This window comes from Thiothrix nivea DSM 5205, assembly GCF_000260135.1.
In the GTDB taxonomy this organism is placed as follows: Bacteria; Pseudomonadota; Gammaproteobacteria; order Thiotrichales; family Thiotrichaceae; genus Thiothrix; species Thiothrix nivea.
Genome location: NZ_JH651384.1, coordinates 3,164,052 through 3,185,706, shown reverse-complemented (window position 1 = coordinate 3,185,706; position 21,655 = coordinate 3,164,052). Strand labels below are relative to the sequence as shown.

At 54.7% G+C, this 21,655-nt stretch carries 21 protein-coding genes; 10 read left to right on the top strand and 11 right to left on the bottom strand.

Annotated elements, in window-relative coordinates; translation table 11 throughout:
- The first annotated feature begins 32 nt into the window (after positions 1-32).
- The gene (locus tag THINI_RS15905; RefSeq protein ID WP_154724430.1) at positions 33-1,193 is read left to right on the top strand and encodes a Do family serine endopeptidase; all 1,161 of its coding nucleotides are present in this window, start codon (positions 33-35) and stop codon (positions 1,191-1,193) included.
- A gap of 396 nt (positions 1,194-1,589) precedes the next feature.
- Here the strand turns inward: THINI_RS15905 and yihA are convergent, their stop codons facing one another.
- Positions 1,590-2,201 carry a ribosome biogenesis GTP-binding protein YihA/YsxC gene (gene yihA / locus THINI_RS15900; RefSeq protein ID WP_002709577.1) on the bottom strand — a complete coding sequence of 204 codons (612 nt, stop codon included), beginning with the start codon at positions 2,199-2,201 and terminating at the stop codon, positions 1,590-1,592.
- A gap of 308 nt (positions 2,202-2,509) precedes the next feature.
- Between yihA and THINI_RS15895 the strand changes: the two genes are divergently transcribed.
- From THINI_RS15895 to coq7, 6 genes are all read left to right on the top strand, one after another.
- Complete coding sequence (locus THINI_RS15895) at positions 2,510-3,121, top strand: c-type cytochrome (RefSeq protein WP_002709576.1); 612 nt, start codon at positions 2,510-2,512, stop codon at positions 3,119-3,121.
- Between the two features lie 99 nt (positions 3,122-3,220).
- A complete protein-coding gene (locus tag THINI_RS15890; RefSeq protein WP_002709575.1) occupies positions 3,221-5,230 on the top strand; it encodes a cytochrome c biogenesis protein ResB in 2,010 nt (669 codons plus the stop codon).
- Positions 5,205-6,383, top strand: a complete 1,179-nt coding sequence (gene ccsB / locus THINI_RS15885) for a c-type cytochrome biogenesis protein CcsB (RefSeq protein WP_002709574.1) — start codon at positions 5,205-5,207, stop codon at positions 6,381-6,383. Before THINI_RS15890 ends, ccsB begins: the two co-directional genes overlap by 26 nt.
- Positions 6,384-6,470: 87 nt before the next feature.
- Positions 6,471-6,944 (top strand): thiol:disulfide interchange protein DsbA/DsbL, encoded by a 474-nt coding sequence (locus THINI_RS15880; protein WP_245536634.1) that lies wholly within the window; start codon positions 6,471-6,473, stop codon positions 6,942-6,944.
- A 20-nt stretch (positions 6,945-6,964) separates the two neighbouring features.
- Positions 6,965-7,123 (top strand): thioredoxin domain-containing protein, encoded by a 159-nt coding sequence (locus THINI_RS26695; protein WP_245536633.1) that lies wholly within the window; start codon positions 6,965-6,967, stop codon positions 7,121-7,123.
- Positions 7,124-7,139: 16 nt separating this feature from the next.
- A complete protein-coding gene (gene coq7, locus THINI_RS15875; RefSeq protein ID WP_002709572.1) occupies positions 7,140-7,784 on the top strand; it encodes a 2-polyprenyl-3-methyl-6-methoxy-1,4-benzoquinone monooxygenase in 645 nt (214 codons plus the stop codon).
- Here coq7 and lipB read toward each other — a convergent pair.
- From lipB to ppa, 8 genes are all read right to left on the bottom strand, one after another.
- Positions 7,775-8,443: a lipoyl(octanoyl) transferase LipB gene (gene lipB, locus THINI_RS15870; RefSeq protein ID WP_002709571.1), complete on the bottom strand. Its 669-nt coding sequence runs from the start codon at positions 8,441-8,443 to the stop codon at positions 7,775-7,777. The two genes, coq7 and lipB, sit on opposite strands and share 10 nt — an antisense overlap.
- Positions 8,431-8,679, bottom strand: coding sequence for a YbeD family protein (locus THINI_RS15865; RefSeq protein ID WP_245536632.1), 249 nt, complete (start codon positions 8,677-8,679; stop codon positions 8,431-8,433). The genes lipB and THINI_RS15865 overlap by 13 nt, the downstream gene beginning before the upstream one ends.
- A gap of 56 nt (positions 8,680-8,735) precedes the next feature.
- The gene (locus tag THINI_RS15860) at positions 8,736-9,977 is read right to left on the bottom strand and encodes a D-alanyl-D-alanine carboxypeptidase family protein (RefSeq protein WP_002709569.1); all 1,242 of its coding nucleotides are present in this window, start codon (positions 9,975-9,977) and stop codon (positions 8,736-8,738) included.
- Between the two features lie 60 nt (positions 9,978-10,037).
- Positions 10,038-10,856 carry a septal ring lytic transglycosylase RlpA family protein gene (locus tag THINI_RS15855; RefSeq protein WP_154724429.1) on the bottom strand — a complete coding sequence of 273 codons (819 nt, stop codon included), beginning with the start codon at positions 10,854-10,856 and terminating at the stop codon, positions 10,038-10,040.
- A 73-nt stretch (positions 10,857-10,929) separates the two neighbouring features.
- Positions 10,930-12,123, bottom strand: coding sequence for a lytic murein transglycosylase B (gene mltB / locus THINI_RS15850; protein ID WP_002709567.1), 1,194 nt, complete (start codon positions 12,121-12,123; stop codon positions 10,930-10,932).
- Positions 12,124-12,168: 45 nt separating this feature from the next.
- The gene (gene rodA, locus THINI_RS15845; protein WP_002709566.1) at positions 12,169-13,281 is read right to left on the bottom strand and encodes a rod shape-determining protein RodA; all 1,113 of its coding nucleotides are present in this window, start codon (positions 13,279-13,281) and stop codon (positions 12,169-12,171) included.
- Positions 13,274-15,208, bottom strand: a complete 1,935-nt coding sequence (gene mrdA / locus THINI_RS15840; RefSeq protein WP_002709565.1) for a penicillin-binding protein 2 — start codon at positions 15,206-15,208, stop codon at positions 13,274-13,276. The genes rodA and mrdA overlap by 8 nt, the downstream gene beginning before the upstream one ends.
- A 60-nt stretch (positions 15,209-15,268) precedes the next feature.
- A complete protein-coding gene (gene ppa / locus THINI_RS15835) occupies positions 15,269-15,823 on the bottom strand; it encodes an inorganic diphosphatase (protein WP_002709564.1) in 555 nt (184 codons plus the stop codon).
- A gap of 90 nt (positions 15,824-15,913) precedes the next feature.
- Between ppa and THINI_RS15830 the strand changes: the two genes are divergently transcribed.
- Positions 15,914-16,492 carry a DUF2058 family protein gene (locus tag THINI_RS15830; protein ID WP_002709563.1) on the top strand — a complete coding sequence of 193 codons (579 nt, stop codon included), beginning with the start codon at positions 15,914-15,916 and terminating at the stop codon, positions 16,490-16,492.
- Here THINI_RS15830 and rsmI read toward each other — a convergent pair whose 3' ends face one another.
- A complete protein-coding gene (gene rsmI / locus THINI_RS15825) occupies positions 16,493-17,335 on the bottom strand; it encodes a 16S rRNA (cytidine(1402)-2'-O)-methyltransferase (protein WP_002709562.1) in 843 nt (280 codons plus the stop codon).
- 145 nt (positions 17,336-17,480) lie between these two features.
- Entirely contained in the window at positions 17,481-19,499 is a 2,019-nt protein-coding gene (locus tag THINI_RS15820; RefSeq protein ID WP_002709561.1) for a sodium-translocating pyrophosphatase, read from the bottom strand.
- Between the two features lie 301 nt (positions 19,500-19,800).
- On the opposite strand from THINI_RS15820, the gene THINI_RS15815 reads away from it, so the two are divergent.
- Complete coding sequence (locus THINI_RS15815; RefSeq protein ID WP_002709560.1) at positions 19,801-21,297, top strand: penicillin-binding protein activator; 1,497 nt, start codon at positions 19,801-19,803, stop codon at positions 21,295-21,297.
- Positions 21,287-21,652 carry a YraN family protein gene (locus tag THINI_RS15810; RefSeq protein ID WP_002709559.1) on the top strand — a complete coding sequence of 122 codons (366 nt, stop codon included), beginning with the start codon at positions 21,287-21,289 and terminating at the stop codon, positions 21,650-21,652. The genes THINI_RS15815 and THINI_RS15810 overlap by 11 nt, the downstream gene beginning before the upstream one ends.
- Positions 21,653-21,655 lie beyond the last annotated feature (3 nt).

The following is a 21,655-nucleotide window of genomic DNA, read 5'->3' as shown; positions in this document are numbered from 1 at the left end:
CTACCTACACCGAGAACAGTAAAACTATGGTCATGCTCCCTGCAATGCGCAAGATGGTATTAGCCGCGACCCTCATCCTGCCACTGGTAGGGACTAATATTGCCTGTGCGGCACTCCCTGCCGAAATCAACGGGCAACCCTTGCCTTCCCTGGCATCCATGCTGGAAAAAGTTACCCCAGCTGTCGTCAATATCACCACGGAAGGGCGTCAACCCATTAATGACTCCCTACTGAATGACCCATTTTTCAAACGCTTTTTTGGTGAGGCTACGTCCAATGGTGAGCGACAAATCAGCGGTACAGGCTCTGGTGTCATCATCCACGCCCAGCGCGGCCACATATTGACCAATGCCCACGTTATTGAGGGTGCTGACGCCATCCACGTCACCCTCAAGGATGGCCGTAAATACACTGCCGAGGTTGTCGGCGTTGACCCGCGCGCAGACCTGGCAGTCTTGCAGATTCCGGCGGAACGCCTGACGGCCATGCGCTTTGGCGACTCTGACCGTCTGCGGGTGGGGGATTTTGTAGTTGCCATCGGCAACCCTTACAGCATCGGACAGACCGTTACCTCAGGCATCATTAGCGCCCTGCACCGCAACCCGGGTATCAGTGAGTATGAAAACTTCATCCAGACTGACGCGCCCATCAACCTCGGTAATTCAGGTGGCCCGCTGGTCAACCTGCGGGGCGAACTGATCGGGATCAATACGGCCATCCTGGGCGACCAGGCGGGCGGCAACCTCGGTATTGGTTTTGCCGTCCCGATCAACACCGCTGCCGGGGTCATTACCCAGATAGTCGAGTATGGCAAGGTTGAACGCGGCCAGCTGGGTATCGAGGTTCAGGATATTGATGCTCAAACAGCACGCAACTTCGGCCTCAGCCCTAATGAAGGGGCCATTATTAGCCAGATCATTGCCGCATCACCAGCAGAAAATGCGGGAATCCAGCCAGGTGACATCATCCTGCAACTCAATAGCAAAAATATTACCGGCGCTGTTGATGTCAAAAACATGGTAGGCGATTTGCGGGTGGGGTCGGAAGTCCACATGACATTGCTGCGCGCTGGCCGCCCACGCAACATAACGGTTGTCATTGGCTCAGACGGCAGTAACCGCTCTGCAAGCCCCGGCAATGAAATACCGTATATCGCCGCCGGGCAACCGTTCTGGGAAAAAGGCTTGCGTTAAGGCATGTGTTGCCTGCGGATAAGTTGCGCGCAAAACCTAGGCAGGCAACAAGATTTTCAAAGAAGAAGAAATGATAGAAAAAAATAAAAAAACATCAAACTATTTTATTTTTATAGTGCGATGAAATAAGCTATTATCCTAGCAATCCCGAAAGGGAAGGATAGATTTACTTATATTAAAAGTTTCCGTGAAGTATCAGGATGTACGATTTAACGATGCTTAAGCCCGGCATCTGTATTTCCTGTTTACGGATACAGGTTTGGTGTCCCCAATCCAGACCTGTTCATTAAACCCCGGCTTTTTAGACCCCCTGTTTGGCCGGGGTTCCTTTTTTCCACACGTGAAGAGTACCCCAGAGGAAATGAACTCTTCCTGAATATTTCTGATCGGGCTGCATCAATCTTGCCCTCCCTCGTCCCTACCTAGCCATCCGTCGAGAATATTCCAACACTCATCCAAACCTTGCTTGTTCAGCGCAGAAAAGGTCTGTACCGAAACCACGCCAAACTTGCCCAGCTCCTTGCGCACTTGCAACAACACACCAGCTCCCGCCCCCCTTGTCAGTTTGTCTGCCTTATTCAGCAGCACATGAACCGGCAGCGCCCTGCCATATGCCCAGCGCAACATGGCCTGGTCGTATTCCGTCATCGGGTGGCGAATATCCATCACCAGCACCAAGCCTCTGAGGGTGCTGCGCTGCACCAGATAGGATTCGATGAATTTCTGCCACTCCAGCTTGACGGCCTCCGGCACCTTGGCATACCCATACCCCGGCAAGTCCACCAGAAAACTGCCATCCGGCAGGCGGAAAAAGTTGATCAACTGGGTACGCCCAGGCGTCTTACTGGTTCTGGCCAGTGATTTTTGCGAACACACACGGTTGATTACGCTCGACTTTCCCGCATTGGAACGGCCAGCGAAAGCAATTTCCAGCCCAGCCTCCGCAGGCATGGTTTTGCGTGTAGTGGCGCTTTGCAGAAAAGCTGCCTGCTGAAAGTAATGGTTCATAATGTTAGCATTCTCTAATATTTTTTGCGGAACCGAAACGGAATATGGTATACAATCCAGTCGTTTTTTCGGTTGAACGCCGCTAGGAAAAGGCTGCGACACACCGGAAGAGCTGTAGAGCGTGTGGATATGGTATGCCTGCAACGGGCTGGTGCAGATTAAAATGCGTCAGCGATGATTGCAAGTTGTTGTCTCAACCGCGTGAAGACGGTTAGGCCAGGTGCACCGATCAAGGCGGACAACGGGGAGCTGCCCGGGCACAATAAATGAATGACAGAGTTTTGTAGATATCTTAGGAGCACTTTGAGATGAAAAAAGCACTCATGCTTGTACTGACCGGTCTGGCTGTCAGTGTCGCTACTTCTGCTTGGGCAGAAGGCGGCAGCGCTGAAGCAGGCAAAACCAAATCCGCGACTTGCGCTGCCTGCCACGGCATGGATGGTAACAGCGTTAACCCTGAGTGGCCAAAACTGGCTGGCCAGCACGAAAGCTACATCGTCAAACAACTGATGAACTTCAAGAACGATGAGCGCGTAAACGCCACCATGACGCCACAGGCCAAGCCTTTGAGCGATCAGGACATGGCCGACCTGGCTGCTTATTTTTCCAGCCAGGCTGTCAAGCCAGGCGAAGCTGACCAAGCCAAAGTCACACTGGGCGAACAAGTGTATAAAGGTGGCAACAATGCCTCTGGTGTTGCAGCCTGCGCAGCCTGCCACGGCCCAACCGGCGCTGGCAACCCAGCTTCCAACTTCCCATCCCTGCATGGCCAGCAAACCACTTACGTCAAAAACCAGCTGATGGCTTTCCGCAAGGGTGAGCGCGCCAATGATGCTGGCAAGATGATGCGCAACATTGCTGCCAACATGACCGACGCCGAAATTGATGCGGTTGCCGAGTACATCGCTGGCCTGAAATAATGGCATTACCGTTTGGTAACGGTTTGATGTAAAACAGGGGGTGGCTTTTGCCACCCTTTGTTGTTTTAATGCAGCATCCTGAGACAATAAGCTTTTGGTATGAAGAGCGCCCCTACTGCCAGCACACGCCTGATCAACTTTCTGGGTTCCATGAACCTGGCCATTAGCCTGTTGGTGGTATTGGCGGTTGCGTCCGTCATCGGCACCATCCTGAAACAGAACCAACCTTACACCGACTATCAGATCAAGTTCGGCCCGTTCTGGTTTGACATCTTCAAGTCACTGGGGCTGTACGATGTCTATTCCGCCCTGTGGTTCCTTGGCATCCTCGGCTTCCTGGTCATTTCCATCACCACCTGCGTCGGGCGTAATACACCCGGTATTTTGCGTGAGTTGCGCCACTTCCGTGAAAACGTGCAGGAAAAGTCGCTGCGCGCAATGAAACACCAGGCCAGTATGGACACCACCATGCCCGCAGGTGAAGCACAATCCATGGCGCAACGGATCCTTTCCAGCCAGGGCTTCAAGACCCGCCAAAAGACGGCAGACGACCACACAGTCGTGGCTGGCATGAAAGGCGGGGCTAACCATTGGGGTTACTGGCTAACCCATCTCGGCATCATCGTCATCTGCCTCGGTGGCCTGATGGATAGCCGATTGCCCCTGATGGTTGCTGAATGGCAAGGCAAACTGAAACCGGAAACACGCAATATTCCTGCCTCTGAAATCCCTACCATCAGCCAGCTTCCCGCCTCCAGCTTTTCCTACCGTGGCTCGGTGGACATTCCGGAAGGCAGCCGTGCCAACATCATTTTCCAGCCGATGCGGGATGGCTACTATGTGCAGTACCTGCCGTTTGAGGTGGAAGTGAAAGATTTCCGGGTTGAACATTACTCCACCGGGATGCCAAAATCCTTCGAGAGCGACCTGATCATTCATGACAAAGATCTGCCCGCCCCGATGGAGAAAACCATTTCCGTCAATCACCCGCTGATTTACAAAGATGTCGCCATTTATCAGGCCAATTTTGGCGACGGCGGCTCGGAAGTCAAACTGCGCCTGCACCCTTTCAGCGCCCAGTACGCCACGCAGGATATTGAAGGCAAGGTATTCCAGGACTACAACCTCAGCAGCAGCACCCAGCAATACAAGCTGGAACTGAATGACTTCCGCCCGTTCAACATCAATGACATGGAACAGGCTGACGGCAAAATCAAAAAGCAGAACATCGGCCCCAGCATCACATTCAAACTGCGTGATGCCACCGGGCAGGCGATGGAATACCAGAACTACATGAACCCGGTCAGCATCAAGGGGCAGAACTATTACATTAGCGGTGTGCGCGGCTCGCCTGCGGAACCTTTCCGTTACCTGCACATCCCTGTTGGCCCGAAAGGCGGTGTAGACCGCTTCATGAAGTTTTTGGCCAATATGCAGAACCTGGATCTGGTAAGGAAATCCGCCATTGAAACCACCCGCAGCTCAATGCAGCAAACCGCCATCAACAGCGCTGAGGTGGAAAACCAGGTGGTCGAGTCCATGGTGCGCCTGACCAGCCTGTTCGCCAGCAAGGGTTCCGAAGGCATCATGCAGGAAATCACCGAACGCTTCCCCGAAGACAAGCGGGAAGGCGCATCGGAAGCCTTCATGAAAGTCCTGAACGCCGGGCTGCGCGCCCTCTATGAAGAAACCCTCAGGCAGGAAGGCGTAAGCACTGCACCAACCGAAGCGGACTGGGCTTTCTTCGACGATAGCCTGCTGGCCATCGACAAGATTTCTGCTTACGGCTCACCCTGGTTTGTGCAACTGAGCAGTTTCAAACAAATTGAGGCATCCGGCTTGCAGATTACCCGCTCGCCGGGCAAGGATGTGGTCTACTTCGGCAGTGTCATGCTGATAGTAGGGGTATTCCTGCTGTTTTACGTGGCGCAGCGTAGAATATGGGTTTGGGTCAGGCCGCAGGAAAACGGCCAGTCTGAAATCATCGTGGCTGGCAGCGCCAACCGTAACCAGCCAGAATTTGACCGTTATTTCAAGCGCCTGCACGCGACATTCCGGCAGGCCATGGCACGCGAGGTGAAAGATGTCAGTTCCACAGGAAGCGATTGAATCCCTGCTTGAGCAGCCCAGCCTGTTCAAGCGCCTGATGCTGAAAGACTGGGCATGGGCGGCCATTGTGCTGGCTGCCACGGTATTTGTCTTCGCCACTTACGGCAACGTCATGGATGCTTATGAAATCGGTATCCTGGCTTGCACGGCCCCCGGCCTGATTGGCTTGGGGTGGTACTGGAAGGCATTCCAGCCCTATACCCTGGTGGTGGCTGCCTTCAGCCTGGTGGGTATCTGGCTGTACGGTGGCAATTACGGCAATGCCGAACAAGTATTTGGTTTGAAATATCTGTTCTCCAGCCAATCGGCCATCATGTGGATGAGCGCCCTGTTTGTCATGGCAACAGTTGCCTATTTCGGCGGGTTGTTTGCCGATCATGAATTTACTTTGAAAACAGCTTCAGCCATTACTTGGGCGGCGCTGGTTATGGGTTTTACCGGCCTGATGGTGCGCTGGTACGAATCCTACCTGATTGACCCGGAATTTGGCCACATCCCGGTCAGCAACCTGTATGAAGTCTTCATCCTGTTCTGCCTAATTACCGGGCTGCTCTACCTGTATTACGAAGGCCGTTACAAAAACCGTACCCTGGGCGGTTTTGTGTTACTGGTGATTAGTGCGGCAGTTGCTTTTTTGTTGTGGTACAGTTTCGAGCGCGACGCTGGCAAAATCACGCCGCTGGTACCGGCACTGAAAAGTTACTGGATGAAAATCCATGTACCTGCCAATTTCATCGGCTATGGCGCATTCGCGCTGGCGGCCATGACCAGCGTGGCATACCTGCTGAAAGCCAATGGTGAAAAAAGCGGTTCACCGGGTTTGCTGGCCAGACGCCTGCCGTCACTGGAATTGCTGGATGATATAACCTACAAGGCGATTGCACTGGGTTTTGCCTTCTTCACCATTGCCACCATCCTAGGTGCCATGTGGGCGGCAGAGGCATGGGGCGGCTATTGGTCATGGGATCCAAAAGAAACCTGGGCATTAATCGTCTGGTTAAATTATGCAGCATGGCTGCATTTGCGCTTCTCCAAAGGCTGGCGAGGAACCCCAATGGCATGGTGGGCGGTAGTCGGCCTGTTTGTCACCCTGTTTGCATTCCTGGGGGTTAACATGTTCCTTTCCGGGCTGCACTCCTACGGTGAACTTTGATGGCAGTCACGAGTCTCAAGAAGGGCAATCCATAACGATAACAAACCAATCCAGATAAACAGATATTCTCAGGGAGACAATGAAGCAATGAAAAAGGTGTTTGGCCATACCCTCGGCCTAGTAATGACAATCCTGCTGGTCTTGACCGGCTGCGTACCTGAATCCGGCCAAGCACAGGAATTCAAGGAAGGGACAGATTACGTCACCCTTTCGCCAGCCGTGCCTGTGCAAGCCGCTGAAGGCAAGATTGAGGTAACGGAACTGTTCTGGTACGGTTGCCCACACTGCCTGCATCTGGAACCGACCATCGGCAAATTCCTGAAAAACAAACCGGCCAATGTCGAATTCCGCCGCGTGCCTGCTACCCTCAGCCCACGTTGGGCTTTCCATGCCCGCCTGTTCTACGTCGGCCAGATGCTCGACCCGGATGGCAGCAAAAACGTCCACACCAAAATCTTTGACGCCATCCAGAAACAACGCCGCAGGATCGACAATGACGACGCTCTGCGCCGTTTTTTCACTGACATCGGCTCAACATTGATCAGGTTAACAACGCCCTAAAATCCATGGAACTTACCACCATGATGAGCCGCGCTGACGAAGTCGGCAAACTTTCCAAGGCGGATTCGGTTCCCGTCATCATTGTCAACGGTAAATACCGCACCAGCCCCAGCATGGTTGGTAATGAAGAAAAGTTGCTTCAGGTCATAGACTACCTGGTCAAGCGTGAGTCAAAGTAATCGGCAGAGGTATCCCATGCGCAAACTCAGCCTGTTAGACAAAATCCTGACCGAAATTGACCAGTCCATGCGGGTGGTGCACGCGACTGCGCCCACCACCGAGCGCCCCAACCCTGCGGAAGGGGTGCAGGAAACTGCATCGCTGAGTGATGCCGACCGGGATATCATTATCCGGCTGATGCGCATCAACCATACCGGCGAAGTGTCTGCCCAGGGTTTGTACCGCGGGCAGGCCATGACCGCCAACCGCCCGGACATCAAGCAACAGATGGATCGTGCCGCCATGGAAGAAAACGACCATCTGAACTGGACGGAAAAACGCCTGAACGAACTCGGCGGTAGGAAAAGCCTGCTGAACCCCCTATTCTACTGGGGGTCATTCGCCATCGGCGCGGCAGCGGGCAAGATTGGTGACAAATGGAGCCTCGGTTTCGTCAAAGAAACCGAAGATCAGGTTATCAAACACCTGGAAAAACACATCAACCGCCTGCCCGCGCACGCATTGGCTGACATGGCGATCCTGCAAAAGATGAGGGAAGATGAAGCCCATCACGGTGATGTTGCGATACAATCCGGCGGGGCAAAACTGCCGTTTCCGGTACGCAAGCTGTTGATGCCGCTGATGTCGAAGGTGATGACGAAAAGCACTTACTACATTTGACCCTGGAGCCACTCAATCAGCGGGTATTCAAGCCGTGTGGCCAGACACTCACATAGCTCCCCCGCCAACTCGAACGGTTGCAACATAATCCCCAAATCCTTGCACTGCGTTACCTGCAAACCGGCGTAACCGCAGGGGTTGATGCGCTGGAACGGCTCCAAATCCATGTCCACGTTCAGGCTCAGACCATGGTAGGTACGGCCTTTGGTCACCCGCAAGCCCAGCGCGGCAATCTTGCTGCCCTGCACGTAGACACCGGGCGCATCCCTATCCCCTTCCGCCACCACGCCATAATGCGCCAGTAAGTCGACGACGGCCTGTTCAATCCGCATCACCAGATCACGCACACCCAAATTGTTTTTACGGCGAATGTCCAGCAGCAGGTAAACGACAAGCTGCCCTGGCCCGTGGTAAGTCACCTGACCACCACGGTCGATGGGGATGACGGGAATATCACCGGGAGCCAACACATGCTCCATCTTGCCATTGCGCCCCAGCGTGAAAACAGGGGAATGCTGCACCAGCCAGATTTCATCGGGAGTATTTTCATCACGCTGTTGGGTAAATGCCTGCATTTGCCGCCAGACGACCTGATACTCGGCATTTTCACCCAACACCTTGATGCGCAGGGGGAAAAGCGTATTTTCTACAACGCCCACAACACCAGCTCACAAGCTTTCAGATCCTGATAGACGGCGTCAATATGTTCCTTGCTGATGGCACGCAAATTCACGGTCAGGCTTTGGTATTTACCGGCGGAACTGTCCTTGCGCTGCAAACGTTCCAGCGGGTCAAAACTGTCATCATGACGGCAAACAATTTCACAAATGCGGGCATGAAACGCCACATCCGCACGCCCCACCACCTTGATGAGGAAATCACAGGGAAATTCCATGACCAACTCTTCGCCTTGCCCAAACCGCTCCATGCCTCAACCTCTACTCCGCGCTATTAATCCGCAAAAAACTTCTGGATACCGTCCACCAAGCTGCGCCACCAACCGCCTTCTGGCACGTCTTCCAACGCCAGCAATGGCGTTTCCTTGACAACCTTGCCGAGTTCCTGGTCAGTAATGATGATGGTACCCAACCTATCTCCACGTTTAATGGGGGCGTCGATACCTTTATCAAGCTGTATGCCGCCTTTGAGCTGGTCATAACGCCCTTTGGTAATACTGACGAACAAATCACCAATCACACCAGCGGGTACTTCCGTTTTCTCGCCTTTCCAGACCCGCGCAGTCTCCAGCACAGCACCCGCGCCGTACAGCTGGTGGGTCTCAAAGGTACGGAAACCGTATTCCAGCAAACGCTGGCTGGTATTGGCGCGTTCTTCCTCGCTTTTGGCTCCCAGCACTACCGAAATCAGCCGCATGTTGTCGCGCTTGGCAGAAGCCACCAGACAGAAACCTGCCGATTCCGTATGCCCCGTTTTCAGGCCATCCACGGTCGGGTCGCGCCACAACAGCTTGTTGCGGTTTTGCTGCTTGATGTTGTTGTAACTGAATTCCTTGATCGAATAGAGCTTGTACCATTCCGGAAAATCCGTGATCAGGGCAGTCACCAACTTCACAATATCGCGCGCGGTGGTGTAATGGTTCTGGGCTGGCCAGCCTGTGACATTCATGTAATGGGTGTCATTCATGCCCAAATCAGCGGCCGTCTTATTCATGCGCTCTACAAACGCCTCTTCACTGCCCGCCAGATGCTCGACCAAAGCGACTGCGGCATCGTTGCCAGACTGGATGATCATGCCCTTGAGCAGCTTCTCGAACTGGACTTTTTTGCCCAATTCAACAAACATACGCGAACCTTCCATTTTCCACGCCTTCTCGCTGATCAGCACTTCATCCTCAAGCTTGACCCTACCCTTGCCCAGCTCCTGATACATGATGTAAGCCGTCATCAGCTTGGTGATGCTGGCCGGTTCAATGCGCATACCGGGGTTGATACCCGCCAGTTCCTCCCCACTCTGGAAATCCACCAGCAGGTAGCTCTTGGCCTCGATTTCCGGCACACCCGGAGCCAGTGAGATGATTTCGGTGGGGATGGACGGGTCATTGTAAGGAGCGGTTGAAACGTCCTTGGGCGCGGGTTCCTCTGACTCCGGCGCAGCGGCCTGCGGTGCGGCAAGCACAACCCCACCCGCCAACAGTAACCCCAATAATAGCGGCTTAAAAATCCTTGTAAGCATTATCTGTCCTTTATCTTGAGACGGATTGTTTTCATGGATGCTACGGTAACGGAGACGCGGCTAGCGCGCAACCACCTTGAAGTTGGCCAGACCATTGCTTTCCAGAATATCCTTCACGTTATCAATCTGATCCTGATTATAAAGCGGCCCAACCCTGACTTGGTACATTTCGCGCCCTTCGCGCGTGGCTGTCGCCATTTCGGTCTTGCCAAGGCCGACCGAGGTCAAGCGCACAAACATGTCCAGCGCTGCCCCCTGATCCGGCCAAGTACCTGCGATTACGTAATAGGGTTTTGATTTATCGACCGGGGCTGGCGCTTTTGCCGTGCTCAGCTTGGGGCTGGCTGCCGCCGCCACACCAGCTGGAAGCTGCTGCGGGGAAATAGCATCCACCACCACCGGTGCGCCGCTGCGTGCCTTGATGCCTAGCGCATTCGCCGCAGCAAACGACAACTGGATCAAGTCGCCCGAGTCAAAAGGCCCGCGGTCGTTAATGCGCACAATAATGCTCTTGCCATTCTGTTCATTGGTGACGCGCGCGAAACTGGGCAACGGCAATGTCCGGTGTGCTGCCGAATAACCATACATATCAAAAACTTCACAACCCGCCGTGGGCGTGCCCTGATATTCGGCCCCATACCAGGACGCAGTACCCGCTTCGGAATAATCGGCAGCAGAATCCAGCACCTGATAAGATTTATCATTGATTGTATAGGAAGAGTCATTACCACAAGTAGCGCGTGGCTGCGCACGCACCGCATCCTGAATGGCTACTGCGGGCTGCGCATCCTTTTTACCGGCATTGCTGCTGCACGCCACCAACCCCATTGCCATGGAAGCCAGCAAGACTCCCGAAAATTGCCAGTTTATTGTCATCATATTTTCCAGCTTTCTTATCATTGCCCACTAGGAAACCGGCCTGTAGATAGGCCAGTTTTCCCAAGCATACGCCTTACAAACCAAACTTACGCTGACGGATAGCCTGCGCAAGCTGGTGAACAGCCATTGCATATTTCACGCTGGGGTTGTAACGGGTAATCACATAAAAGTTTTCCCCACCGACCCAGTACTCATCTGTCGAACCTTCCAGCTTGATCAGGCTGACCTTGGCGGAATTGATCGCCCCCTGAGGCCTGACCCCGCTTGCAGCCAGTTGGCTGAGGGTGCGGGAAGGTTTCTTTGCCGAAGTTTCGGCAATACTAGCATAGCCACCACCGGAAACATATGCAGGCACGGCAACCCCACCGCCGCGTTTCCAGCCATTTTTGGCAAAGTAATTGGCCACGCTGGGAACCGCATCCTGCGGGTTCCACAAGTCGCGCTTGCCATCACGGTTGCCGTCGATGGCATAGCTGCGGTAGCTGCTGGAAATGAATTGCCCCAAGCCCATAGCCCCCGCATACGACCCGGCGAAAATCTGTGGCCTAACCTTTTCCTCACGCGCCAGCAACAAAAACTGCTCCAGCTCTTTTTGGTAGAAGCTGGAGCGGCGCGGAAAATCAAACCCCAGCGTAGTCAAAGCCCCCAACACATTGTGTTTGCCAGTATTTCTACCATACTGGGTTTCCACCCCGATAATGGCGACAACGTATTCAGGGTCGACACCGTATTGTCGGGTCGCCGCATCAATCAAGGCTGCATTGCGGTTCCAGAACTCCACCCCACCATTAATGCGCTCCTCGGTCAGGAAAATCGGCCGGTAGGCGCGCCATGCCTGCCCTTCGGTCGGTGCCCCCGCCTTGGTCAGGGCTTCCTTGTCACGCTGGACTCCGGAAAATGTTTGCTCCAGGAAAGCAAGGTCGAAACCGTGCTGGCTGTTCATCTTGCCGATAAACTGGCGCAAGGCCGGATAACTGGCATAATCGCCGCGTAACCCTGGAGGGGAACTGTTGACGGGCTGACGAGGCGTGGTGGTTACAGATGGTGGCGCTGGCACAGTATTGCCACGCGGCGGATTGCTGACAACGGGAGGAGGTAAAGACTGATTATTCGGTGCTGCGGCTGGCGGCGCAAATACCCACGGCCACTGTGGGCTGGCCGAACCTGGCGGTGTGCCACACCCACCCAGCATACTACCCAGCAATGCCACACTAGCCAAACGGACAAATATTTTCTTCCCCTGAGGTGAATCCTGCATGATTCCCATGTTTTCTCTCCTGATAGACCCTTGGGAAGCACCGGAAATCCGTCTTCAGCCCTCCCGTTGATAAATACGTTTGCGTTTCCTCATTCCCATAATGATGCCGAAAGCCATCATCAGTGTGACCACCGAAGTACCGCCGTAGCTCACCAGGGGCAAAGGCACACCGACTACCGGTAATAACCCGCTTACCATGCCGGTATTCACAAACAAATAAAAAAAGAATGACACACTCAGACCCCCGCCCAGCAGGCGGGCAAATGTATCCTCCCCTTTACTGGCCAGGTATAAACCACGCCAGATAATGAACAGGTACAATCCCATCAGGATCAGGTTGCCCACTAGCCCGAACTCTTCGCCAAACACGGCGAAAATGAAGTCTGTATGCCGTTCCGGCAGGAAATCCAGGTGGGACTGATCCCCATTCATCCAGCCCTTCCCATAAACCCCACCAGAACCAATCGCAATTTTTGACTGATAAATGTGGTAACCAGTTCCCAACAAATCGGATTCAGGGTTCAAAAGTGTGTCGACCCTCCGCCGTTGGTAGTCATGCATACCAAAAAAGTATAGCAGCGGAGCCGCTACCGACAACAACACGGCCCCTCCACCAATCAGCCACCACGACATGCCCGCCAGATAAATGACGAAAAAACCGGAGGTGGCTATCAGCAAGGCTGTCCCCAGGTCGGGCTGTTTCATGATAAGCAGCATCGGTACAAATACCAGCAACAACGCGATCAGTACATCCGTAAACCTGGGCGGCAAAGGCTTTTCAGAAAAGTAATAGGCCACCATCATCGGCACGGCCAGTTTCATGATTTCCGCAGGCTGGATGTCCACCCCAATGTTGAGCCAGCGTTGTGCGCCCTTTTTGGTAACGCCAATCACCAGCACCAGCACCAGCAAGGCCACCCCAATGCCGTACAACCACAGAGACCATAGCCTGAGCGTCTTGCTGGAAATCTGGGAAAAAATCACCAATAGCCCCAAACCAATCAGGAAATGGATAATTTGGCGCTGAACCTGATCCATATTGGCGTCACTGGCACTATAAAGCGTTCCAAGGCCAAACATGACCAACAGCGAAAGGACTGCCAGCAACACCGCATCCACCCGTTGTAACGCAATGGTCAACCAGGAAGGCAATAAACCGTTAATCATGTGGATCCTCCGCTCCCCCCGCATCCCGCCCTGCATCATCGGGAGTCAGTTTGTCATCCCCGTATTGTTTAAGCAAATAGGCATCCATGATTTTGCGCCCGATCGGTGCCGCTGTATGCCCACCACTACCTGAGGAGTTTTCAACAATGACTGCCACAGCAATTTTCGGGTCATTCACCGGTGCGAAACCAATAAACAAAGCATGGTCACGCAAGCGCTTGGCGATACGGCCAGCGTTATATTTTCCGCCTGCCAAACCAAAAACCTGCGCAGTACCCGTTTTGCCCGCAATCCGGTAGGCAGCTCCAGCACCCGCCGCGCGCGCCGTGCCGCCAGGGCGCATGACATTTTCCATCCCTTGGATAGCCAGGTTCCAGAACCGCTCATCGGCCTCAACTGGCGGGAATGGCTCAGGCTTGAGTACACTCTCCGGCTGGTTGCGGGCAATCCTCACCCCCCGCAGGATATGCGGCTTCAGGCGGGTACCATGATTGGCCATGATGGTGACAGCATGAGCCAGCTGTATGGGCGTTGCCAGCCAGTAGCCCTGGCCGATACCGATATTAACGGTATCCCCTGGATACCAGTCACGCTTGTAGCGCTCTTCTTTCCACTGTTTGGAAGGCATCAAACCAGAGGCTTCCGAAGGCAGGTCAACGCCAGTCTTTTCACCAAACCCAAACTTGCGCATGGAGCTGGAAAAACGGTCAACCCCCATCCGGTAGGCCAAATCATAGAAATAAGTGTCACAAGACTGCTGGATGGCGTATTTCAGATCCACAGAACCATGCCCGCGCTTGTTCCAGCAACGGAATACATGCTTTTGCCCTGACAGCCGGAAAAAACCAGGGTCGCGCACCCGTGAACCCGGCGTCACCACCCCTTCCACCAGCCCGGCTATGCCCACCATGGGCTTGATGGTGGAACCGGGGGGATAGGTTCCCTGCAACGCACGGTTAAACAACGGGCGGTCAGGGTTATCCCGCAGCTCGCTGTAATCTTTGTGCGAAATACCATTGATGAACAGGTTGGGGTCAAAAGTCGGCACGCTGGCCAGCGCCAGCACTTCACCATTGCCGGGATCCATGGCGATAATAGCGCCACGTTCACCATTCAGCAGCTGTTCCGCCGTGCGTTGCAAGTTGATGTCAAGACCGAGGAACAAATCCTGCCCACCCACAGGCGCTTTCTCACTAACGGTAGACTGACGCTTGCCATGCGCATCCACCTCGACCAGCAGATGCCCCGCCTGCCCATGCAAACGGTCTTCATGCGAAGCCTCAACGCCGGATTTACCGATATGGGTGGTGCCGATGTATTCATCCTTATCCACCCGCTCCAGATCGCGGGAATCAATGCGCCCGACATAACCAATGACATGGCTGGCCAGTTTGCCCAGCGGGTAAAACCGTTCCATGCGCACTTCCATGCTCACACCGGGGAAGCGCGGGCGGTTCACGGCAAAGGCGGCCACTTCCTCTTCGGTCAGGTTTTCACGGATGGGGATGGGCTGGTATTTGAAACGGCGCACCTGGGTCTTGAAGGAACGCACATCCTTTTCCTGCAAGGGGATCAGTTTGCCCAACCGCTCAACCAAGCCGTCGACATCGGCAAGGCTAGACTTTCCGTCGCCATTTTCATCGCCGATATTGTCACGCACCACCTCCAGCACATACTGGGTATGGCTATCGGCCAACAGGACGCCATTGCGGTCGTAAATCTGGCCACGGTTAGGCGGGGTGGGGATACGCTTCTGGTAATGCTGGCGCGAAAGCTCCGCATACTTACCGTATTCCACAAACTGGAGGTGGTAAAGCCTGCCTACGATTCCCAACAGGGCAAACAGGATAAGGATACCCGCGATGAGCGCACGCACGTTGAACATGTGTTGCTCATCGCGCTCAAGTTTAATGGGTCTATCACTCATGAATCCTCAATGCTGAAAGCATCCTGTCTGCCCTGTCAAAAACCGGGCGACTATAGCAGATTATGAGAATGGAATCTCCTCTGGTTTTTCCAGATTATAACGCGCTACGCTGGCGAGAATTTCCTGTTTGGCACCATCTGCGTCTGCCCAGCCTTCCACCTTGACCCACTTGTCTGCATCCAGTTCCTTATAGCGCTCGAAGAAGTGCTGGATCTGGCGCAACAGCAACGGTGGCAAATCCGTATAATTCTGAACATCGCGATAGCCAGAAGACAATTTGCGCGCCGGAACTGCCACAATTTTGGCATCAATCCCGGACTCATCAGACATCTGCAACATACCGACCGGACGTACCGGAATGACCGCGCCATGCATCAACGGGGTTGGGGTAACCACCAGCACATCTGTCGGGTCGCCATCCAGAGCCAGGGTATGCGGGATAAAACCGTAGTTGGCCGGGTAAAACATCGGCGTAGACAGGAAACGGTCAACATACAAAGCGCCACTTTTCTTATCCAGCTCATACTTGACAGGCGTGGACAGCGCCGGGATTTCAATGATGACATTCACGCATTCAGGAACGTCGCGCCCCGCAGGAACTTTATCAATATTCATGGTTTGCTCTACCGTTGTGGAAAAATCAGGGTATTATATCGTCTGTTAGCAATTCTCACAGCAACTTGTCGACAATTTTAAGAGAACCGTATGGCAAACTCATTACTTGACCAGTTACTCAAAGCGGGGCTGGTCACAGAAGAACAGGCTGAAAAAGCCAGCCAACCGAAACCATCCAATTCCAGACAAGCGCCCAGAAGAGGTCACACCTCCCATACGACCAAGCGAGCTTCACCCCCGCCAAAGCCCCAACAGAACAAGGAAGTCAAGGCTCCTCGCCCTGCCAAAAAAGAAAAAAGTGACTTGGCGCAATTCTACGAAGCCCGCAACCAGGCTGAACAGAAAGAACGCCGTGAAGAAGAACAGCGTCGCCGGGAACGGGCTGAACGCCGCAAACAAGTGCGCGCGCAAGTGGATGCTCTGGTCAGTGCAAATCTGCAAAATGTCGACGATGCAGAAATCCGTTACAATTTCGTTGTCGGTGAAAACATCAAATACCTGTACGTCACCGAACAGCAACAGCAAGATCTGGCGGACAGCAAACTGGCCATTACATTCCTGGCCGGGAAACGCTGCCTGATAACGGCAGAAACCGCACAGCAGATTCTGGCACTTGACCCTGACAAGTTGATAGTCATCAATACAGCGGTAACCGAAGCAGAAAGCTGATCAACCCTGCGCCAATGCCTGTTTGTATAGCTGGTTTTTGGGCAAACCTGTCAACCGGGCAGCAATCGCTGCTGCCTGCTTCACGGGCAACTCTTCCAACAAAATTGCCAGCACCTTGTCGGCATTGATAGCTTCAAGCTGCCCCTGCGACTCATCCTGCACCTTGCCTTCCACCACCACCACGAATTCACCGCGTGACATATTGGTATCTGTCACGATCTGCTTCACCAATTCAGCAGCGCTACCACGGTAAATGGTCTCATAGAGCTTGGTCAGTTCGCGCAATACCACTACCTGCCGACCTGCGCTAAAGGTTTCCGCCACATCTGCCAACATGTCGGCAATACGGTGGCTGGATTCGTAAAATACCAGGGTGCGCGGCTCATTTTGCAAACCCTCCAGCAGCTTACGGCGGGCGGAAGGTTTGGCAGGCAGGAAACCTTCAAACACAAACCGGTCAGTCGGCAAACCCGCGACCGACAGTGCCGCAACCAGGGCGCTGGCTCCCGGCACTGGCACTATCCGGAAACCTTCCTGCCCCAGCGCATGCACCAGCTTGTAGCCAGGGTCGCTGATCAACGGCGTGCCAGCATCACTGACCAGTGCCAGCTGCATCCCCTGTTCCAGTTCCGCGCGGATACTGGCCACCCGGTCGGCTTCGTTATGGTCATGCAAGCTGGCGAGCGTGTTCTGGACGCCGAAATGGGTAAACAGGTTGCGGGTTACGCGCGTGTCTTCTGCGTACACCTTGTCCACTTCGGCCAGAATACGCTTTGCCCGCCCGGTCATGTCCTCCAGATTACCAATCGGTGTTGCCACACAGTAGAGAATGCCTTGCGTCATGACGTTTCACATCCCCTCAAAGAAACCCCTCCTAGCCTCCCCTTATCAGGGGAGGAACAAGAAAGTGCAAACTTGCCCCCTCCCCTGATAAGGGGAGGGTTGAGGAGAGGTTTCTTCAAAACTGAGAGTGGGTGAACAGTTACCATCACGCCAACAACGGCACAATCAGCAGCGCCACGATGTTGATGATCTTGATCAGCGGGTTGACCGCAGGGCCTGCTGTATCCTTGTACGGGTCGCCCACGGTGTCGCCAGTTACCGCCGCCTTGTGGGCTTCAGAACCTTTACCACCGAAATTGCCTTCCTCAATGTATTTCTTGGCGTTATCCCACGCGCCACCACCGGTGGTCATGGAAATGGCCACGAAAATCCCGGTGATGATCGTACCCACCAGCACCCCGCCCAACGCTTGCGCGCCCAGGGTCAGGCCAACGATGACCGGCACAGCTACCGGCAGCAGTGAGGGCAGGATCATTTCCTTGATGGCCGCCTTGGTCAGCATGTCTACGCAAGTGCCATATTCCGGCTTGCCTGTGCCTTCCATGATGCCCGGAATATCACGGAACTGACGGCGCACTTCGACCACTACCGAACCCGCCGCGCGCCCGACTGCTTCCATACCCATTGCGGCGAACAGGTAAGGCACCATGCCGCCAATGAACAGGCCAATAATGACCATGTGGTTGGAAAGGTCAAACGTCATCCCCGTCTGGTGGGCAGACAGTGCGTGGGTATAATCCGCAAATAGCACCAGCGCCGCCAGACCTGCCGAACCAATCGCATAGCCTTTGGTAACGGCTTTGGTGGTATTCCCCACTGCATCCAGCGGGTCAGTGATGTTACGGATGTCTTCCGGTAAACCGGCCATTTCCGCAATCCCGCCAGCGTTGTCAGTGATCGGGCCGTAAGCATCCAGCGCCACGATGATACCTGCCATCGACAACATGGAAGTCGCCGCAATCGCAATTCCGTACAAACCTGCCAGCGCAAATGCCCCCCAGATTGCCAGGCACACAGCCAACACTGGCGCAGCGGTCGCTTTCATGGAAACGCCCAAGCCGGCAATCACGTTAGTGCCATGACCGGTGGTGGAAGCTTGCGCGATATGCCTAACGGGGCTGTACTCGGTCGCGGTGTAATATTCCGTGATCCACACCATGGCCGCTGTTAACAACAAGCCTATAACCGCAGCACCGTACAGGGCATTGACTGAATACTGCCCGTTATCCGCCATCAGGATGGAAGTAATCGGGTAGAACACCACCAGCGAAGCCACCCCCGCCACTGCCAGCCCCCGGTACAGCGCATTCATGATCTTGCCACCGGGGCGCGCCTTGACAAACATCGTCCCCAGAATGGAAGCCAGGATCGAGAACCCACCCAATACCAGCGGGTAGATAATGGCATTTTCCGAGCCACCCATCATCAGGCCGCCCAACAACATGGTGGCAATAATGGTCACAGCGTAAGTTTCAAACAGGTCAGCCGCCATACCGGCGCAGTCACCGACGTTATCACCCACGTTATCGGCGATAACTGCCGGGTTACGCGGGTCATCTTCCGGAATACCCGCCTCCACCTTACCTACTAGGTCAGCGCCTACGTCAGCGCCTTTGGTAAAAATACCACCACCCAAACGGGCAAAGATGGAAATCAGGGAACCACCGAATGCCAACCCCACCAATGCGTGGTTGGCCTCTTCGGAGGACGTGCCCGTTATGGTTAGGATAGCGTAATAACCCGCCACGCCCAGCAGCGCCAGACCCACCACCAACATACCGGTGATTGCGCCGCCCTTAAAAGCCACATCCAGCGCTGCATTCAGGCCACCTTTGGCCGCTTCCGCCGTGCGCACATTGGAGCGGACTGACACATTCATACCGATGTAGCCGGTAGCGCCCGACAACACAGCACCCAAGGCAAAACCAATGGCCGTTTTCCAACCCAAAGCGACGAAAATAACAGCAAATAACAAGATACCAACCACTGCAATGGTCGTGTATTGGCGGTTAAGATAGGCTTGCGCGCCCTCCTGCACGGCTTGCGCGATGCGGCGCATATTGGCATCACCTTCCGGCTGGGCAAGCACCCAACGGATGGTAACGGCTCCATAGATGAGCGCAGCAATTGCGCATAAGATGGCTACTGCCAATCCCGTCGACATCAGAACACCTCCATAACATTATTAGTCATTGTGAAACCCTCTTGTTTAATCTGTGGTGATAAATAAATTCAGGTTTCCGCTCACAAGCATAGCGCTATTTCTGCGTACAAACCGCAAAGATTGCATACATTTATCGAAAAAGTTCCCCCGCCAACAACCGGTTATTGATGTTTGTCATCATTTTTGCGTATTCCCCCCATCCAAGAATCCGTATGCCTGCCGCGCAAACATTCAGTCAAGGTCTGAAAAAGTGCTATATTTTGGCTGGTTCACCCTCTCCAACTGGTATCAGGATTACACCATGCACAAAAAACTCTCCCACGGCATCCGGCAATACCTATGGATCGCATTGCTGGCCGCCCCATTTCTGCTGCAAGGCTGCTCCAACAGCCTTGTCCCCGGCTCGTCAGACACAACCAGCCAAAGCGACGTCAGCATCGAACAGGCCAATGCCCTGCTCAGCAAAGGCAAGAAACGGGAAGCCGCTCAAACCTACTATGCCGCTGCCAGCCGTTACCCTTCGCCCCAGCGTGAGCGCGTTATCCTGCAAGCCGCAGAAATTGCCGCCTCCATTGGTGACGCCAAGCTGACCAACAGTTATCTGGCAAAAGTCCCGGCTTCCGCGCTGGATGGTGAAAACCGTGGCCGCCTGGCCTATGTCAAGGCCCTGCTGGCCCTGCAACAAAACAACCCTGCACTCGCCTTGCGCACCCTGCCCACCAATCTGGACAAGCTCTCACCTGCCCTGCGTGAAAAAGTCAAGCACGTGCGCAAACGCGCCCAGGCCATGGCTGGCGGAAGCACGCAAAACGTCCAGCAGGCACTGGTTCCCACCAGCGTCAACCGGGTCGCAGCCCTGCTACCGCAATCCGGCTCACTGGGCAGCGTCAGCCAGGAAATCTACCGTGGCATCGCAACCGCCCGCAATAACCTGGCCAGTAACGCCAGCGTGCAGATTTACGACGTGAATGCTGGCGGCGCTGTCGCCCAGTACCAGCGTGCCGTGGCAGATGGGGCGGACATGATTGTCGGCCCGCTCGACAAGGAATCACTGGCGCAACTGCTGGCGCAACCACGCATGTTGACCACGCCGATCCTGAGCCTCAATTACCTCACCAATAGCCTGAATGTGCCGGGCGCGCTCTACCAGTTTGGCTTGCTGCCGGAAGATGAAGCCCGTCAGGTGGCGGAATTCGCCACTGCCCGCGGCCAACGCACTGCCATCGTCATGGCTCCTGCCTCCAGTTGGGGCGAGCGGGTTGCCAATGCCTTCCGCTCTGCCTATCAGGCCAAGGGTGGGCAAGTCGTCAATATCCAGCAATACCCGGACTCCCCCTCCAATGCCTACATGCAGAACGTGCAAACCGCGCTGGCTGCCACCCAGGGCCGTGCCAGCATGGTGTTCCTGGCCGCCTCCCCCAGCCAGGCGCGCCTGATGCGCCCGTTGCTGGCAGCGCAAGCCCCATCCACGCCTGTTTACGCCACCTCGCACATCTTCTCCGGGCGGCTTGACCCCGGCAAGGATTCAGACCTCGACGGCATCATCTATACCGAAATCCCGTGGGTGATTGAGGCCCTACAAGCGGGTAGCCTGAACAACTCCGCCTTCCCGCGCATGTATGCCCTGGGTATGGATGCCTTCCTGATCGCCAAAAACCTGCCCAGCATTGCCAGCAACCCGAACGCGCAGGTCAACGGCAAAACCGGCACCATCCGTCTGGCACGTAACCGCGAAGTCCAGCGCAAGTTGTTGATGGCCACCTTTATCAACGGCGTACCGCAACCGCTTGGACAGTAAACCCACCGCGCCGCACCTGCAACGCGGCATCAGCACCGAACAACTGGCCTGTGAACATTTACAGGCCAGCGGTTTGAAACTGTTGCAACAAAACTACCGCCTCAAAATCGGCGAAATCGACCTGATCATGCTGGACGGGCACACCATCGTGTTCGTTGAGGTGCGCTACCGCAAAAACAACCGTTACGGCGGCGCATTGCACAGTATTGATCCACGCAAGCAAGCGCGCATCATCCGCACCGCACAACACTACCTTCAATACCGCGCCCCCGACGCGCAAGCACGTTTCGATGTCGTTGCGGTAGAAGGCAGCAATCACATACACTGGATCAGAAACGCTTTTGAATCGGGCTGACAC

Coding starts and splice junctions, on each gene's coding strand:
- rsmI (WP_002709562.1), bottom strand. CDS start 17,335: ATGACGCAAGGCATTCTCTACTGTGTGGCAACACCGATTGGTAATCTG.
- THINI_RS26695 (WP_245536633.1), top strand. CDS start 6,965: ATGATGAGCCGCGCTGACGAAGTCGGCAAACTTTCCAAGGCGGATTCG.
- yihA (WP_002709577.1), bottom strand. CDS start 2,201: ATGAACCATTACTTTCAGCAGGCAGCTTTTCTGCAAAGCGCCACTACA.
- ccsB (WP_002709574.1), top strand. CDS start 5,205: ATGTCAGTTCCACAGGAAGCGATTGAATCCCTGCTTGAGCAGCCCAGC.
- ppa (WP_002709564.1), bottom strand. CDS start 15,823: ATGAATATTGATAAAGTTCCTGCGGGGCGCGACGTTCCTGAATGCGTG.
- mltB (WP_002709567.1), bottom strand. CDS start 12,123: ATGGGAATCATGCAGGATTCACCTCAGGGGAAGAAAATATTTGTCCGT.
- THINI_RS15905 (WP_154724430.1), top strand. CDS start 33: ATGCTCCCTGCAATGCGCAAGATGGTATTAGCCGCGACCCTCATCCTG.
- THINI_RS15820 (WP_002709561.1), bottom strand. CDS start 19,499: ATGTCGACGGGATTGGCAGTAGCCATCTTATGCGCAATTGCTGCGCTC.
- THINI_RS15830 (WP_002709563.1), top strand. CDS start 15,914: ATGGCAAACTCATTACTTGACCAGTTACTCAAAGCGGGGCTGGTCACA.
- THINI_RS15860 (WP_002709569.1), bottom strand. CDS start 9,977: ATGCTTACAAGGATTTTTAAGCCGCTATTATTGGGGTTACTGTTGGCG.
- rodA (WP_002709566.1), bottom strand. CDS start 13,281: ATGATTAACGGTTTATTGCCTTCCTGGTTGACCATTGCGTTACAACGG.
- THINI_RS15895 (WP_002709576.1), top strand. CDS start 2,510: ATGAAAAAAGCACTCATGCTTGTACTGACCGGTCTGGCTGTCAGTGTC.
- THINI_RS15865 (WP_245536632.1), bottom strand. CDS start 8,679: ATGGAATTTCCCTGTGATTTCCTCATCAAGGTGGTGGGGCGTGCGGAT.
- mrdA (WP_002709565.1), bottom strand. CDS start 15,208: ATGAGTGATAGACCCATTAAACTTGAGCGCGATGAGCAACACATGTTC.
- THINI_RS15880 (WP_245536634.1), top strand. CDS start 6,471: ATGAAAAAGGTGTTTGGCCATACCCTCGGCCTAGTAATGACAATCCTG.
- THINI_RS15815 (WP_002709560.1), top strand. CDS start 19,801: ATGCACAAAAAACTCTCCCACGGCATCCGGCAATACCTATGGATCGCA.
- coq7 (WP_002709572.1), top strand. CDS start 7,140: ATGCGCAAACTCAGCCTGTTAGACAAAATCCTGACCGAAATTGACCAG.
- THINI_RS15855 (WP_154724429.1), bottom strand. CDS start 10,856: ATGATGACAATAAACTGGCAATTTTCGGGAGTCTTGCTGGCTTCCATG.
- THINI_RS15890 (WP_002709575.1), top strand. CDS start 3,221: ATGAAGAGCGCCCCTACTGCCAGCACACGCCTGATCAACTTTCTGGGT.